The 14,266-nt window shown below is 46.8% G+C and carries 14 protein-coding genes, 3 tRNA genes, 1 rRNA gene, 1 other RNA gene and 1 other annotated feature; of the genes, 3 read left to right on the top strand and 16 right to left on the bottom strand.

Annotated features, from left to right (window positions below; all coding sequences use genetic code 11):
• Window positions 1-343: 343 nt before the first annotated feature.
• The 6 genes from ACZGCQ_RS16640 to tadA form a co-directional block, all read right to left on the bottom strand.
• Window positions 344-562, bottom strand: coding sequence for a YaaL family protein (locus tag ACZGCQ_RS16640; protein ID WP_023469883.1), 219 nt, complete (start codon window positions 560-562; stop codon window positions 344-346).
• A complete protein-coding gene (recR, locus tag ACZGCQ_RS16635; protein WP_023469882.1) occupies window positions 559-1,158 on the bottom strand; it encodes a recombination mediator RecR in 600 nt (199 codons plus the stop codon). Before recR ends, ACZGCQ_RS16640 begins: the two co-directional genes overlap by 4 nt.
• 18 nt (window positions 1,159-1,176) lie before the next feature.
• Window positions 1,177-1,497, bottom strand: a complete 321-nt coding sequence (locus ACZGCQ_RS16630; protein ID WP_029343040.1) for a YbaB/EbfC family nucleoid-associated protein — start codon at window positions 1,495-1,497, stop codon at window positions 1,177-1,179.
• An 18-nt stretch (window positions 1,498-1,515) separates the two neighbouring features.
• Entirely contained in the window at window positions 1,516-3,201 is a 1,686-nt protein-coding gene (dnaX, locus tag ACZGCQ_RS16625; RefSeq protein WP_214809637.1) for a DNA polymerase III subunit gamma/tau, read from the bottom strand.
• 95 nt (window positions 3,202-3,296) lie between these two features.
• Window positions 3,297-3,563: signal recognition particle sRNA large type (ffs, locus tag ACZGCQ_RS16620), an RNA gene on the bottom strand.
• Between the two features lie 48 nt (window positions 3,564-3,611).
• Window positions 3,612-4,118 (bottom strand): tRNA adenosine(34) deaminase TadA, encoded by a 507-nt coding sequence (gene tadA / locus ACZGCQ_RS16615; RefSeq protein WP_149426588.1) that lies wholly within the window; start codon window positions 4,116-4,118, stop codon window positions 3,612-3,614.
• 108 nt (window positions 4,119-4,226) lie between these two features.
• Here tadA and ACZGCQ_RS16610 point away from each other — a divergent pair, with 108 nt between their 5' ends.
• Both ACZGCQ_RS16610 and ACZGCQ_RS16605 read left to right on the top strand, forming a co-directional pair.
• Entirely contained in the window at window positions 4,227-4,856 is a 630-nt protein-coding gene (locus ACZGCQ_RS16610) for a deoxynucleoside kinase (RefSeq protein WP_050679045.1), read from the top strand.
• Window positions 4,853-5,530 carry a deoxynucleoside kinase gene (locus ACZGCQ_RS16605; RefSeq protein ID WP_029343036.1) on the top strand — a complete coding sequence of 226 codons (678 nt, stop codon included), beginning with the start codon at window positions 4,853-4,855 and terminating at the stop codon, window positions 5,528-5,530. The genes ACZGCQ_RS16610 and ACZGCQ_RS16605 overlap by 4 nt, the downstream gene beginning before the upstream one ends.
• 72 nt (window positions 5,531-5,602) lie before the next feature.
• Here ACZGCQ_RS16605 and ACZGCQ_RS16600 read toward each other — a convergent pair whose 3' ends face one another.
• From ACZGCQ_RS16600 to pdxS, 8 genes are all read right to left on the bottom strand, one after another.
• Window positions 5,603-6,067, bottom strand: coding sequence for a DinB family protein (locus ACZGCQ_RS16600; RefSeq protein WP_326188741.1), 465 nt, complete (start codon window positions 6,065-6,067; stop codon window positions 5,603-5,605).
• 102 nt (window positions 6,068-6,169) lie between these two features.
• Window positions 6,170-6,259 (bottom strand) — tRNA-Ser (locus ACZGCQ_RS16595).
• Window positions 6,260-6,294: 35 nt separating this feature from the next.
• A tRNA-Ser gene (locus tag ACZGCQ_RS16590) sits at window positions 6,295-6,385 on the bottom strand.
• Window positions 6,386-6,424: 39 nt separating this feature from the next.
• Window positions 6,425-6,515 (bottom strand) — tRNA-Ser (locus ACZGCQ_RS16585).
• A gap of 137 nt (window positions 6,516-6,652) precedes the next feature.
• Entirely contained in the window at window positions 6,653-7,930 is a 1,278-nt protein-coding gene (serS, locus tag ACZGCQ_RS16580; protein WP_050679050.1) for a serine--tRNA ligase, read from the bottom strand.
• Between the two features lie 61 nt (window positions 7,931-7,991).
• Window positions 7,992-8,199: a binding site (T-box leader), on the bottom strand.
• Window positions 8,200-8,211: 12 nt separating this feature from the next.
• Window positions 8,212-9,447, bottom strand: coding sequence for a D-alanyl-D-alanine carboxypeptidase family protein (locus tag ACZGCQ_RS16575; protein WP_481266865.1), 1,236 nt, complete (start codon window positions 9,445-9,447; stop codon window positions 8,212-8,214).
• 91 nt (window positions 9,448-9,538) lie between these two features.
• The gene (pdxT, locus tag ACZGCQ_RS16570; protein WP_481266864.1) at window positions 9,539-10,117 is read right to left on the bottom strand and encodes a pyridoxal 5'-phosphate synthase glutaminase subunit PdxT; all 579 of its coding nucleotides are present in this window, start codon (window positions 10,115-10,117) and stop codon (window positions 9,539-9,541) included.
• Window positions 10,111-10,998 carry a pyridoxal 5'-phosphate synthase lyase subunit PdxS gene (pdxS, locus tag ACZGCQ_RS16565; RefSeq protein ID WP_023469872.1) on the bottom strand — a complete coding sequence of 296 codons (888 nt, stop codon included), beginning with the start codon at window positions 10,996-10,998 and terminating at the stop codon, window positions 10,111-10,113. Before pdxS ends, pdxT begins: the two co-directional genes overlap by 7 nt.
• Window positions 10,999-11,114: 116 nt before the next feature.
• On the opposite strand from pdxS, the gene pdxR reads away from it, so the two are divergent.
• Window positions 11,115-12,518, top strand: a complete 1,404-nt coding sequence (gene pdxR, locus ACZGCQ_RS16560) for a MocR-like pyridoxine biosynthesis transcription factor PdxR (protein ID WP_481266863.1) — start codon at window positions 11,115-11,117, stop codon at window positions 12,516-12,518.
• 43 nt (window positions 12,519-12,561) lie between these two features.
• Here pdxR and guaB read toward each other — a convergent pair whose 3' ends face one another.
• Window positions 12,562-14,028 carry an IMP dehydrogenase gene (gene guaB / locus ACZGCQ_RS16555; protein WP_029343029.1) on the bottom strand — a complete coding sequence of 489 codons (1,467 nt, stop codon included), beginning with the start codon at window positions 14,026-14,028 and terminating at the stop codon, window positions 12,562-12,564.
• A gap of 151 nt (window positions 14,029-14,179) precedes the next feature.
• Window positions 14,180-14,266: ribosomal RNA gene (rrf, locus tag ACZGCQ_RS16550) — 5S ribosomal RNA — on the bottom strand; the annotation flags it as partial.

The following is a 14,266-nucleotide window of genomic DNA, read 5'->3' as shown; positions in this document are numbered from 1 at the left end:
TCTCCATAAAGTGTTTGACTTGCTCGTTTTTGTGACCGAAGTCACGATTGACGAAGCTTGCGCTTCATTCATGTTTGTATTCCGTAGAATACGATTTTTGCCTCATCGTTCAGTTTTCAAAGTTCGTACGCGCCTGTTTTGGCGACTCAATTAGAATACCAAGTCTGAAACAAGAAGTCAACAACTTTTTTGAAATTGTTTTTTACTTGTTTTCTGTAAGCGCTCGTCCTCTTAAGGACATGAATTAATATATCACGATAATTAGACATGTGCAACTACTTTATTAAAATAACTTATAGTTTTTTTAGAGCATGTAAAAACCGCAGACAAGAATGGCTGCGGTTTACTTCATCATCAATGAGACGCGTCTTCTTTTTGCTTCGCTTATATAGAAGAAATACAGTGATTCCGCTAACTTCATTTGTGCTTCTAAATCACCATAGTCATCATAGCTGATTTCTAACAGATGACGCTTCATCAAATAATCTTCTTTTGCTTTTGCTAATTCTTCTAACAAACGCTGGTCGTACTCACTGCGAATCTTCTTTCGAAACCAACTCATAGTTCGCGACGTCCCTCCATTGCACGAGATAACGTCACTTCATCTGCGTATTCAAGATCTCCACCAACCGGAAGACCATGGGCAATCCGAGTGATCCGAATACCCGTTGGCTTTAACAGACGCGATAGGTACATCGCTGTCGCTTCTCCTTCAATGTTCGGATTGGTCGCTAAGATAACTTCCGTAATCGCTTCGTCCGCTTGAAGACGTGTTAGTAGACTCGATACATTGATATCCTCCGGACCGATTCCTTCCATTGGACTGATCGCTCCATGCAAGACATGATACAACCCTTGGTAATCTCGCATTTTTTCCATTGCAATGACATCTCTTGAATCTTGAACGACACAGACGATCGTACGGTTTCGATGTTTATCTGTACATACATAACAAGGATCTTGATCCGTGATATTCCCGCAGACACTACAGTAGGCAATGTCGCGCTTCGCACTGACCAATGCCTTTCCGAACATTAAGACATCGTCCTCTTCCATATCAAGGACATGAAACGCTAGACGAACTGCTGTCTTCGGACCAATCCCCGGCAGTTTCGTAAAACTTTCGATCAAACGACTAATCGCTTCAGGATATTGCAAGTGGTTTCCTCCTACGAATTAAAACATTCCCGGCAGATTCATACCTTGTGTGAATTTCCCCATTTTACTTGAGACGAGTTCATCGACCTTCTTCAAAGCATCGTTTGTTGCAGCTAAGACGAGATCTTGAATCATTTCAACATCATCTGGATCGACGACTTCTTCTTTAATGATGACATCTACAATATTTTTATGACCATCTGCAACGACTGAGACCATCTCTCCGCCTGCTGTACCTGTCACTGTTAAGTCTTTTAGCTCTTCTTGTGCTTTCGCCATATCCTTTTGCATCTTTTGCATCTGTTTCATCATATTGTTCATGTTTCCCATTCCGCGCATCTGTATTCCTCCTCGAATTTAATCTTCGAACTCTACGATATCACCAAAACGACCAAGCGTCTCGGACAATAACTGATCGCTCTCCGATTCTTGTTTTGTTTCCTTCTCTTCTATACTACTACTATTTCGCTTAGCAACAAACTCTGCTTTCAGTTCATGCCAATCCTTTGAAAGAATCGCTAAAATTTCGCGTTTGACGCCGCATACTTCATACAATGCTTCTTCAATCACAAAACGTGTTCGTTCATTCGTCATGACCTGTTCAAAGTGCCATCCTTTACCGTCATCGAATTCAATCAGCAACGTATCCGCCGAACAAAGAACCGGTTTACTTTCATGAAGTAACGAGTAAATTGGTCCATCTTCTTTTAATATCCATTTTAAGATGTGATCCCATCTCTCTTGAATCTCACGTAGCTGAGCTTTTTCTGCTCGCCCTAACATTTGACGAATGCGCTCTTTCGCGATCCGAACGGTCGGTCGTCCTTGTTTTCGCTTCGGTTGTGCTTGTGGTGCAGCCGCTTCTTGAGCCGGAACACCATTTGACTTCCACTGATGCATCTGTTCTTTCATCTCGCGGACTTCCTGTTGCAACGATTGGACGATCTGTCCCGTCGTTCTCCCTTGTTCCGCAATCTGAATGAAGGCAATCTCAACGAGGACCCGCGGATGATTCGTCAATCGCATCTGTTGTTGGCAGTCATGTAACTGATCAATGATCGTAAAGCACGTCTCCGCTTCAATCGATTCAACGAATTGTTTGAACTCATCCGTTGGGCGAGCACGCTCTAGCAAGTCGACAGCTGTAGGAGAGGCTTTCAACAACAAAGTGTCCCGGTAAAAGAAGACGAGATCCTCAACGAAACGTTTTAGATCTTTTCCCGCTCGTTGCATCGTTTCAAGCGTCTGCAATAACTGATCAACTTGATGTTCATGTAAGGCACGGGCAATATTCAATAACGCTTCATCTTCTACTGCCCCTGTTACTTCAAGAACAGCCGCATCGTTTAGATCACCATTCGAAAAAGCAACCGCTTGGTCGAGCAGACTCAGCGCATCACGCATACCACCATCCGCCGCTCGGGCAATCAATCGTAATGCCGTATCCGAGTACTCGATCGATTGGTCTTTTAAGATGTATTGCATCCGCTCTACGAGTTGATCAACTTCATGCCGCTTCACATCGAAACGTTGACAACGTGAGATGATCGTCGCCGGGATTTTATGTGGTTCTGTCGTTGCTAAGATGAAGATGGCGTGCGCCGGCGGTTCTTCTAGTGTTTTGAGCAAGGCATTAAAGGCACCTGTCGACAACATATGCACTTCATCAATGATATAGACTTTATAGGCTGCTTCCGAAGGGGGATATTTGACTTTATCCCGGATTTCCCGAATCTCATCTACGCCGTTATTGGAAGCCGCATCGATTTCGAAGACGTCCGGACTTGATCCTTCTGTAATCGCAAGACACGTCGGGCACGTATTACACGGTTCTTTGACCGGAGCATGCTCACAGTTGATCGCTTTGGCGATGATTTTGGCAAGACTCGTCTTTCCTGTTCCACGAGGACCCGAAAATAGATAGGCGTGGGACATCCGTCCCTCCATCAATGCATTTTGGATCGTACGGGTGATATGCGCTTGTCCAACGACTTCGTCGAATCGTTGCGGACGGTACACGCGGTATAGTGCTTGATAGGCCAAGTTTGCGCCTCCTCTTTTTAAGTTCCTCATTCTATTTTACCTAAAAAAGTCTACAACCGAAACCGGCTGTAGACTTGTCTTTAAAAATTAAACTGCCGCGCACCATATTCTGAAATATGTTCAACATGCGTTACTCACGCAGCCTGCTCAGTCCAAGCACCCCTACAACACACAGAGAGCACCACTTAAGGCTGCTTCCTTCCGGACCTGACCTGGTTCATGGGTATCTGTTGCGTAGGACTCAAACGTCAACGCTACTTACGTGAGGCAGACCACACCAATCATATCCCTCGACATGGAATTCAGTCTCGCTATAGCGGATTGCGAGTGACAGGGAACCGCTACATCCCCACCTAGCACGGCAAATGGTTTATCGATTTTTAGTGGCACCTTGTTTCAGTGCTTTTTCATTATACTGTTTCATCTGGTGTGATGCAACCCATTGCCCGCTTTCGCGCTTTCTTTTTCGCGCGCAGTTCCCGAAAGAACGTCGTTAGCATCTCACCACACTCTTTTTCTAATATACCGCTCGTCAGCTCTGAGACATGATTGAACCGATCGTCTTGCACTAGGTTCATCAGTGTTCCACAGCATCCACCCTTTGGATCAACGGCACCAAAGATGACATGTTCGATCCGTGACAGCATGATGGCCCCAGCACACATTGGACAAGGTTCAAGCGTCACGTAGAGCTCACACCCTTCAAGTCGCCAGTTCCCGAGCTTTCGGCAAGCTTCCTCAATCGCGATCAACTCGGCATGTGCCGTCGCCTGCTGATCCGTTTCCCGGTGATTGTAACCCGTCGCGATGACTTCATCATCTTTGACGATGACACATCCAATCGGAACTTCACCGATCGCTTCTGCCTTTTTTGCCTCTTCGATTGCAAGACGCATATAGTGTTCCTGTCGTTCCATCGATGATACTCCTCACTCTAAAAAAATTCTCCTTTTGAAACTTCAGCAAGTCGTACTTCTTTGTGCTAAAATATAAATTGCACTTTGCTGAACGGAGGGTCATTGTATATGTTCATAACGGTTGAAGGACCGATTGGTGTAGGCAAAACATCACTTGCGAACGCCATCAGTCACCATTTCTCTTTTTCTATGTTACGCGAAATCGTCGAAGAAAATCCCTTTCTTGGAAAGTTCTATGAAGATATCGAAGAATGGAGCTTCCAGACGGAAATGTTCTTCTTGTGCAATCGCTTCAAACAACTCGATGATATCGAACGTCATTACCTCAGTAAACAACGCTCTGTCGTTGCTGATTATCATATCTTTAAGAACTTGATTTTTGCACACCGCTCTCTAAAGGTAGAGCATCTTGAGAAGTACGAACAAATCTATTCGATCCTGACGACAGACATGCCGAAACCGGATGCTGTCATCTATTTGAACGCAAGCATCGACACCTTGATGAAACGTGTTGCGCTGCGCGGACGAGAAATCGAAGAAAATATGTCACGTGCTTATCTCGAACAATTGGCCGAGGATTACGAGACATTCGTCACGGAATACCAAGCCAAACATCCGGAAGTCAAAATCATCCGTTTCGACGGGGATGCACTCGACTTCGTCAAGCGACCGGAAGATCTCGAGTACGTCTTGACGACGATCCGGAACGAATTATATGAAGGAGCGAACCACGCATGAACTTGAAGCTACGCGAACAATACAACATCCCGGCAGATGCCGTCATTACGATCGGCGGTATGGTCGGGATCGGTAAATCAACGATCACAAACGGATTAGCAGATGCCCTTGGTTTCCGGACGTCACTCGAAAAAGTCGATACAAACCCTTACTTGGATAAATTCTATCATGATTTCGAGCGTTGGAGCTTCCACCTCCAAATCTATTTCCTCGCTGAACGCTTCAAGGAGCAAAAGCGGATTTTCCAATACGGTGGTGGTTTCATCCAAGATCGTTCGATCTATGAAGATACAGGGATCTTTGCTAAGATGCATTTTGAAAAAGGAACGATGTCTCCAACGGATTACGAGACATACTCAAGTTTGTTTGACGCAATGGTCATGACACCATTCTTCCCACATCCGGATCTTTTGATCTATCTTGAAGGCTCATTCGAACAAGTACTAGAACGAATTCGTCTTCGCGGACGTGAGATGGAGCAACAGACACCCATCGAATATTGGGAAGAGATGTACGAACGCTATACGAACTGGATCAATAACTTCACGATCTGCCCGGTACTCCGCTTGTCGATCGACGAATACGATTTACTGAACGAGCCAGAATCCATCGACCGGATTCTCGCGAAGATTGAAAAGCAGCTTGAAGTTGCTCGTATTGCCAATACACGCTAACTGATTAGATCTGCCTCTTAGGCGGATCTTTTTTTGCGCAAAAAAGGAGACGCGTTTCGCATCTCCCTCGCATTAACCAATCACTTGATTGATTTGTTCCATATGGTGTAAATCATGTTGAGCCATTGCTCCGAGGAACTGACCGATCGTCAATTCTTTGTCTTTAATGACGACCTTGTCCTGCAGGCGTTCTTCCGGAATCAATTCGACTGCACGGCGCAACAAGTCACGGCTGACTAAAAACTCATCAATCGTCAAGATCCGTTGCTGCTCACGGCTCATCTTCGCCGCTTCCTCATTGACCGCTTGGCTATCCGGTGCGACTCGGAATGGTTCACCCGCGAGCAAGTACGGAATACGCTCTGCGACCATGAAGCGATCCCATGGTGATAAGTGACCGATGATCTCAGCAACTGTCCACTTACCTTCTGCATACGACGTCCGCCACGTCTCTTCTGAAATCTGTTCTAAGTCTTTTACATATGTCATCGTCATCGCATAATGCGAAAGCAACGATTCTTTTGTTTGTTCGTTCATTTCGTCCACCTCTTCTTCGTTTTTCACGTAGGCAACCATAGCACGCACGAAGAAATCGATGCAACAAAAAAGCACCTCAAAATTGAGATGCTTCATAAAAAGCGGAGTCGGTGGGATTCGAACCCACGCGAGCCTTGCGACCCCTAACGGATTTCGAGTCCGTCCCCTTCAGCCGGACTTGGGTACGACTCCATGATTATATTTATTTTTGGGTAAAAAAAAAGAAGTGGAGGAGGCGGTGGGATTCGAACCCACGCACGGCTTTCGCCGCCTGACGGTTTTCAAGACCGTTCTCTTAAACCACTTGAGTACGCCTCCAAGCTATAAAACGTGCATGTCGTTGTCAAAAAATAAAAATGGAGGAGGCGGTGGGATTCGAACCCACGCACGGCTTTCGCCGCCTGACGGTTTTCAAGACCGTTCTCTTAAACCACTTGAGTACGCCTCCGTACTTCTTACCAGATCAATGATGACCTGTCTGTTTTCCTGACATTAATTATGATAGCATCTGCCTTTTAACGTGTAAAGACCTTTTCTAAAAAAACTTTTTAAAATACAGAAAGGGGGATTACTCCCCCTTCTGACTTAAGCTTGAATCACTTCAAGACCACCCATGTATGGACGAAGCACTTCTGGAATAACAACTGATCCATCCGCTTGCTGGTAGTTCTCTAAGATCGCAGCAACTGTCCGACCGACTGCAAGGGCAGAACCGTTTAACGTATGAACGAATTCTGGTTTTGCGTTCGCTTCGCGGCGGAAACGGATTTGTGCCCGGCGTGCTTGGAAATCTTCAAAGTTTGAACAAGAAGAGATTTCACGATAAACGCCTTGGCTTGGCATCCAGACTTCGATGTCGTATTTCTTCGCAGCCGTGAATCCGAGATCAGCTGTACACATGCTCAACACTTGATACGGAAGCTTTAGCTTTTTCAAGACCGTTTCCGCTTGTCCTGTTAACAATTCGAGCTGCTCGTAAGATTCTTCTGGTTTGACGAAACGAACGAGTTCAACTTTATTGAATTGGTGCTGACGGATCAAACCGCGCGTATCGCGTCCGGCAGAACCTGCTTCTGAACGGAAACATTGGCTGTATGCTGCATAACCGATCGGTAACTGATCTGCTGTTAGGATTTCTTCACGGTGCATGTTCGTCACCGGAACTTCTGCTGTCGGTACGAGGAAGTAGTTCGTCTCTTCAATCTTAAAGGCATCCTCTTCGAACTTCGGCAATTGTCCTGTTCCTGTCATAGAGTCACGGTTGACCATGAGTGGTGGCAAGATTTCTGTGTAGCCATGCTGATCTTGGTGAAGATCCATCATGAAGTTGATCAATGCCCGCTCAAGACGTGCCCCCGCTCCGCGGTAAAAGACGAAACGGCTACCTGTGACTTTTCCGGCACGCTCGACATCGACGATTTTTAATTGCTCCATCAAATCCCAGTGCGGGACCGCTTCGAAGTCAAACGCTGGTTTGTCACCGACTTCACGTAAGACGACGTTATCGTCTTCAGAAGAACCGACCGGTACGCTGTCATGTGGAATGTTTGGAATACCGAGGAGTAGCTGGTTCAATGTCGCTTCAACATCGCGTAACTCGTCGTCAAGCGTCTTGATCTCGTCTCCAACACTACGCATCGCAGCGATCGCTTCATCCGCATTTTCTTTATTGCGCTTGAGTTCAGCGATTTTTTTCGTTGCTTCATTTCGTTCTGCTTTCAATACTTCGGTCCGCGCAATTAGTTCTCGGCGTTTCTCATCAAGTGCAAGGAAACGGTTCATGTCCGTCAAGTCCTCTCCTCGGTGCGCTAACTTTTCTTGAATGGCGTCAAAATCTTGGCGTAATCGTTTAATATCAATCATCTGTAATTCCTCCTTTATGTCATAAAAAAAGGCGACTCGTCTCTTTCCGGTATTCCTACCGAAAAGGGACGAATCACCTGGATCCGCGTTGCCACCCTCATTGCTAGACACATCTAGCCAACTTAAGACGCGATAACGGGCGTACCCGCACCTTGTTCGCAAGGTGTGCGATCCGGCTCGATTCAATCCATCGATCTGACTAGTTCACACCACCCACTAGCTCTCTTAACAGTATCGATACATCTACTTGGTCCGTTCATAGCATCTTTATGAGATTAGTCTTACTTTACACCATCGCCTTGGAAGTTGACAAGAGTCGATTGTTGAATCGCTTGTTCAATTTGCTTCGACCACGCTGTCCAAGCACGGACGAGACGTGTCGGAACACTCGCAAGTGGAACCGCAGTTGCGCTATATAAATTCACGCGGGGTGTCTCAAATCCTGGTAGATAGATCCCATCGTCCGCGACCTGCACCGTCCCAACGACTTCTTGTTTCGTTACGGGAGCCGTTGTTTTGGAGAAGTCGAACCGTGGTTCCCGCGTCTCCGCTTGTTTTAAGACCGTAACGTATAACGAACCGTCCGTGACGACGTCTAGCTTTCGGACGGTTGCCCCTTTAATCGGAAGAACGTCTTTGATCCGTTCCCCTTTTCCGTAATACGTCAATGGCTCAAACGTCGCAAAACCATAGTCGAGTAGCTTTTTCGTTTCCTTGAAACGGGCTTGATCGGAATCCGTTCGCATGACGACCGTGACAAGCGTCATATTATCCCGCGTTGTTACGCTCGCGAAGCAATAACCGGCTAAATCAGTCGTTCCGGTCTTCATCCCCCGCATGCCGGCATATGCGAATTTTTCCTTCGTCAGCATCTTATTCGAGTTATTTAATACCTCTCCATCAAGTTTCATCTGTGTTTTGTTCGTCACATCCAGTGCATCCGGGTAATCCTTGATGTAGCGAATGACGAGTAAGGCGATATCCGTCGCTGTCATCAAATTCGTTCCTGGAAGGGTCGCATCGACAGCATCTAGACCAGAGGCATTCGCATACTCCGTGTCGTTCATCCCGAACTGTTTTGCTGTCTCATTCATCTTTTCAACGAACGTCGCTTCTGAACCGGCGACAGTTTCTGCTAGCATGACCGCTGCATCATTGGCCGATTTGATGAACGCCGCATTATACATCTCGCGAACTGTGTATGTTTTAGCTTTAACTGGAACACGCGCGATTCCGGACGTCTTCGCAAGCTTTAACACTTTTGCACTCGGCGTGATTTTTTGATCCCACGTCAGTTTTTTCAATTCAATTTGTCGTCTGACGAGGTAGAGCGTCATCAGCTTCGTCATCGAAGCAGGAGGCAACGAAACATCCGCTTCCGATTTAAGGAGGATTTTCCCTGTGACCGCATCGGCCATTATGTAAGACTCTGCTTGAATCGAAGGTGCTGCTTGTCCCGCTGTAGGAAATCCTACGACTAGGAGCACACTTAAACAGAGTAGTAAAATTCGTTTCATCGTGTCTCTCCTTCACTCAATCATTCGTTTTACGAATAGTGTAGCACAAAAGAAGCACCTGACAGTAGAACCTGTCAGATGCTTCCACGCTTTATGAACGGACGGACTGCCGCTGTTTGATTTTTTGTAAAAAATAGCGGTGCAAGCGATCGTCCTCTGTCAATTCAGGGTGAAACGAACACGCGAGGTGTAATGATGTCTCGACAGCAACGATCTGGTCTTCGACTTTCGCAATCACTCGTGTTCCTTCCCCAACAGACAGAATCAATGGCGCTCGAATGAACACTGCTTCGATCGGCTCTTCAATTCCTTCAACCGGTAGCAATCCTTCAAATGAATCGATTTGTCGACCGAAGGCATTTCGACGGACCGTCATCGAGATCGCGTTGAGATGACTCTGACCTGCTTCGACAGCGGTTGCGAGTAGAATCATTCCAGCACATGTTCCGAACATCGGTAACGTCGTCGCTTTTTCCCGAAGCGGTTCCAGTAATTCATAGCGTTCGATCAATCGACGCATCGCGGTCGATTCGCCTCCTGGTAAGACGAGTCCATCGAGTCCATCGAGATCGCTCACTTGTTTGACGAGAACGACATCGACATTAAGACCTTCAAGTTGCTGTCGATGTTCACGGACCGCACCTTGAACATCAAGAATACCAATTACCATCCGCGTGTCGCCATCCGTTCTTCAAACGGCATCGATGTGACATCGATCCCTTTCATCGCTGTTCCAAGTCCTTTGGATAAAGACGCAATCCGCTCAAAATCATCTTTATACGTAACGGCTTCGACAATCGCCCGAGCGACACGTTCTGGGTGTTCTGATTTAAAGATTCCTGATCCAACGAAGACACCATCTGCCCCAAGATGCATCATGAGTGCGGCATCAGCTGGTGTCGCGACTCCCCCGGCTGCAAAATTGACGACCGGTAACCGTCCCTGTGTCCGAATATCACGTAATACTTCGTACGGAGCACCCCATTCTTTCGCAAATGTCATCAATTCATCTGGACTGACATGTAAAATCTGATTCAATTGTGCTTGAATTTGTCGCATATGGCGAACAGCTTCGACGACGTTCCCAGTCCCTGGCTCGCCTTTCGTCCGAATCATCGCGGCTCCTTCTGCGATGCGACGAGCGGCTTCCCCAAGATCACGTGCGCCACAGACGAACGGCACGGTGAACTCTGACTTCAATAAATGATATTGCTCATCTGCTGGAGTCAGGACTTCACTCTCATCGATGAAATCGACTCCCATTGATTCAAGTACACGTGCCTCGACGATATGACCGATCCGGCATTTTGCCATGACGGGAATCGAGACCGCTCCGAGTACTTCTTCCGTAATCAACGGGTCTGCCATTCGTGCGACACCTCCGTCACGACGAATATCAGACGGGACACGCTCGAGTGCCATGACTGCAACAGCTCCTGCTGCTTCCGCAATCTTCGCTTGTTCCGCATTGACGACATCCATGATGACGCCACCCTTTTGCATTTCAGCCATTCCACGTTTGACACGATCCGTTCCTTGTTGACGTTCCATATCCATTCCCCCTTGGTTGACTTTCACTCCTTTAGTATACGGAACGTTGACACTTTTAAAAGTATCAGTTTATGATGATTTCAACAGGTCAGATTATTATGAAGGAGTCATACGAGATGGATATGCTATCGTTTCAACTTACACGCGATCAAGAAAAACCACTTTATGAACAACTTTATCAACAGATCCGAAACGAAATTATTGCCGGACGTTTAGCGTACGGCACGAAATTACCGTCTAAACGAAAGCTCGGTCAATTTTTGAACTTAAGTCAAACGACGATTGAGCTTGCTTATCAACAACTTGTCGCAGAAGGATATGTCGAATCCATCTCGCGTAAAGGGTATTTCGTTCTTGCCTATGAGGAGCTCGCTTACGTCAAAACCTCACCCGTCATCGAACCGCGCGTGACTAAAGAAAAACCGGTCATCACGTATGACTTTCATCCGAGCAAGATTGAAGGAATCTCTTTTCCGTTCGCCCGTTGGCGAAAGTATGCCAAAGACATCATCGATACCGATCACCATCCACTTGTCTCACTCGGTCATCCACAAGGCGATCTAGCATTACGCGAAGAGATTGCAACCTATCTCTATCATTCCCGTGGTGTCGTCTGTTCCCCAGAACAGATTGTTGTTGGTTCAGGTGTCGAGCAATTGTTGCCGCTCGTCCTCTTCTTACTGGGACGCGACGTCACGTACGGTATCGAGGATCCCGGTTATCATACGACCCGCCTCTTACTTGAAAATCATGAACGCATGATTGAACCGATTCGTGTCGATGCGAATGGATTACGGATCGATCAACTGCAGGAATCAAGCGTCGATGTCATGTATGTCACACCGGCACATCAGTTTCCGTCCGGTAGCATCTTATCCGTCAATCGAAGACATCAATTGTTGAACTGGGCAGCGATGGATCCGACCCGTTTTGTCATCGAAGACGACTACGATAGCGAATTCCGCTACAGCGGTAAATCGATTCCGTCTTTGCACAACATGGACAGCAATCGTGTGATTTACATGAGTACTTTCTCAAAATCACTCATGCCTTCACTACGGATTGGTTATATGGTCTTACCCGAAGTCTTACGCGCACGGTATCAAACAGAACTATCACACTATACCTGTAGTGTCTCGCGCTTTGATCAAACGATTTTGACACGTTTCATGAAAGAGGGTGACTTTGAACGACATCTCAACCGGATGCGTAAAGTCTATCGTCGCAAACTCGATGTCTTAATCCAATCGCTTCGCCGAATTCCCGCCTTACGATTGACCGGTGAAAGTGCCGGACTCCATGTCGTCGTGTCCGTAGCGAACGGAATGACGGAGCAGGAGCTCGTAAAGCGGGCACAACAACAAGGCATCCAAGTATACGGTCTTTCTCAATACGCCCAGTTACCCCTCCTCTCCGATACACCTCAAATCGTCCTTGGATTTGCGAGTCTCTCTGAGCAAGAGTTGATGGAAGGATTACGCTTATTGATGGACGCGTGGGATTTGCATAAATCATCATGAAAAAAAGCCTCGCCTTTCTACTAGAGAAAGACGAGGCTTTTGTTTACTGACGTGTATAGTTCGATGCCTCTTTTGTAATTTGAATATCGTGCGGATGGCTCTCTTGTAAGCCAGCACCTGTCATACGGATGAACTGTGTCTCTTCACGCAACTCTTCTAACGTGGCAGCACCACAGTATCCCATGCCTGAACGAATACCACCAACGAGTTGGTAAACCGAATCGCCGAGTTTACCACGGTAAGCGACACGTCCTTCGATTCCTTCTGGAACGAACTTCTTGTCTGCTTCTTGGAAGTAACGATCTTGGCTACCGCGTTTCATCGATGCTTCAGAACCCATACCACGGTATGTCTTGAATTGACGTCCTTGGTAGATTTCCATCTCACCTGGGCTCTCTTCTACTCCTGCAAGTAAACTTCCGAGCATGACGGCGTGGCCGCCAGCAGCTAGTGCTTTTACGATATCGCCAGAATACTTGATGCCACCATCAGCGATGATCGAGACACCATGTTTCCGTGCTTCTGTCGCACAATCGAAGACAGCTGTGATTTGTGGTACACCGACGCCTGCGACAACACGTGTCGTACAGATCGAACCAGGTCCGATACCAACTTTGATGACAGATGCACCCGCTTCAATCAAATCGCGTGTTGCTTCTGCCGTCGCAACGTTACCCGCAATGATTGGTAAGTTTGGATATTCTTCACGAAGTTCACGTACTTTGAGAAGAACACCTTCTGAGTGACCGTGTGCCGTATCGACGACGAGTGCATCAACACCTGCATCAACAAGGAACTTCGCACGTGTCGAAGCATCTTTTGTGACGCCGACAGCTGCTGCGACGAGTAAGCGTCCGAATTGATCTTTCGCAGCATGTGGATACTGTTCGACTTTTTCGATATCTTTTGTCGTGATCAATCCTTTTAATACACCGTTCTCATCAACGAGTGGTAACTTTTCGATGCGATGTTTGTGGAGAATCTGTTCTGCTTCTGCGAGGGACGTACCAACCTTTGCTGTCACGAGTTCTTCAGTCGTCATCACCGTTTCAATGACAGTTGAGTAATCCTTGACGAAACGAAGATCACGGTTTGTCAAAATCCCTACTAATTTGCGCTCTGTTTCATTGTTCACGATCGGAACACCTGAGATGCGATATTTACTCATCAAATACTCAGCATCGTAGACTTGACGCTCTGGCGTCAAATAGAACGGATTCGTGATGACACCATTTTCAGAACGTTTGACGCGATCGACATGTTCTGCTTGTTCTTCCATTGACATGTTCTTATGAATGACACCAAGACCACCTTGACGTGCCATCGCGATTGCCATCGGTGCTTCTGTGACGGTATCCATCCCAGCACTGATCAACGGAATATTAAGTGTGATCCCTTCACATAGCGTGACAGATAAATCAACGTCGCGCGGCAAGACACTCGAACGACGGGGTACGAGTAAGACGTCATCAAACGTCAAACCCTCTTTAGCAAATTTGTTCTCCCACATGTTATCCACTCGCTTTCTCTTTTATAAAAGAATATTGATGTTATGGTAACAAGCAGAGGGTGTCATGTCAATGACTCGACCAATAATCAGAACAGTCTGAAGTTTCACATAACACAAAAAGACCGACCTGCAATCTGCAGATCGGTCAAGTGCCTGGCAACGTCCTATCCTCACAGGGGGAAGCCCCCAACTACTTTCGGCGTTCAAGTGCTTAACTTCCGTGTTCGGCATGGGAACG

The organism is Exiguobacterium sp. HSB13, assembly GCF_056764755.1.
Note: the sequence above shows the minus strand (reverse complement) of the source record. Positions and strands in the feature narration are given on the sequence as shown.

Bases quoted from the DNA above. Each gene is read 5' to 3' on its own strand.
- ACZGCQ_RS16640 (WP_023469883.1), bottom strand. From the start codon at position 562: ATGAGTTGGTTTCGAAAGAAGATTCGCAGTGAGTACGACCAGCGTTTG.
- ACZGCQ_RS16630 (WP_029343040.1), bottom strand. From the start codon at position 1,497: ATGCGCGGAATGGGAAACATGAACAATATGATGAAACAGATGCAAAAG.
- tadA (WP_149426588.1), bottom strand. From the start codon at position 4,118: ATGGAACGACAGGAACACTATATGCGTCTTGCAATCGAAGAGGCAAAA.
- ACZGCQ_RS16610 (WP_050679045.1), top strand. From the start codon at position 4,227: ATGTTCATAACGGTTGAAGGACCGATTGGTGTAGGCAAAACATCACTT.
- ACZGCQ_RS16605 (WP_029343036.1), top strand. From the start codon at position 4,853: ATGAACTTGAAGCTACGCGAACAATACAACATCCCGGCAGATGCCGTC.
- ACZGCQ_RS16600 (WP_326188741.1), bottom strand. From the start codon at position 6,067: ATGAACGAACAAACAAAAGAATCGTTGCTTTCGCATTATGCGATGACG.
- serS (WP_050679050.1), bottom strand. From the start codon at position 7,930: ATGATTGATATTAAACGATTACGCCAAGATTTTGACGCCATTCAAGAA.
- ACZGCQ_RS16575 (WP_481266865.1), bottom strand. From the start codon at position 9,447: ATGAAACGAATTTTACTACTCTGTTTAAGTGTGCTCCTAGTCGTAGGA.
- pdxT (WP_481266864.1), bottom strand. From the start codon at position 10,117: ATGGTAATTGGTATTCTTGATGTTCAAGGTGCGGTCCGTGAACATCGA.
- pdxS (WP_023469872.1), bottom strand. From the start codon at position 10,998: ATGGAACGTCAACAAGGAACGGATCGTGTCAAACGTGGAATGGCTGAA.
- pdxR (WP_481266863.1), top strand. From the start codon at position 11,115: ATGGATATGCTATCGTTTCAACTTACACGCGATCAAGAAAAACCACTT.
- guaB (WP_029343029.1), bottom strand. From the start codon at position 14,028: ATGTGGGAGAACAAATTTGCTAAAGAGGGTTTGACGTTTGATGACGTC.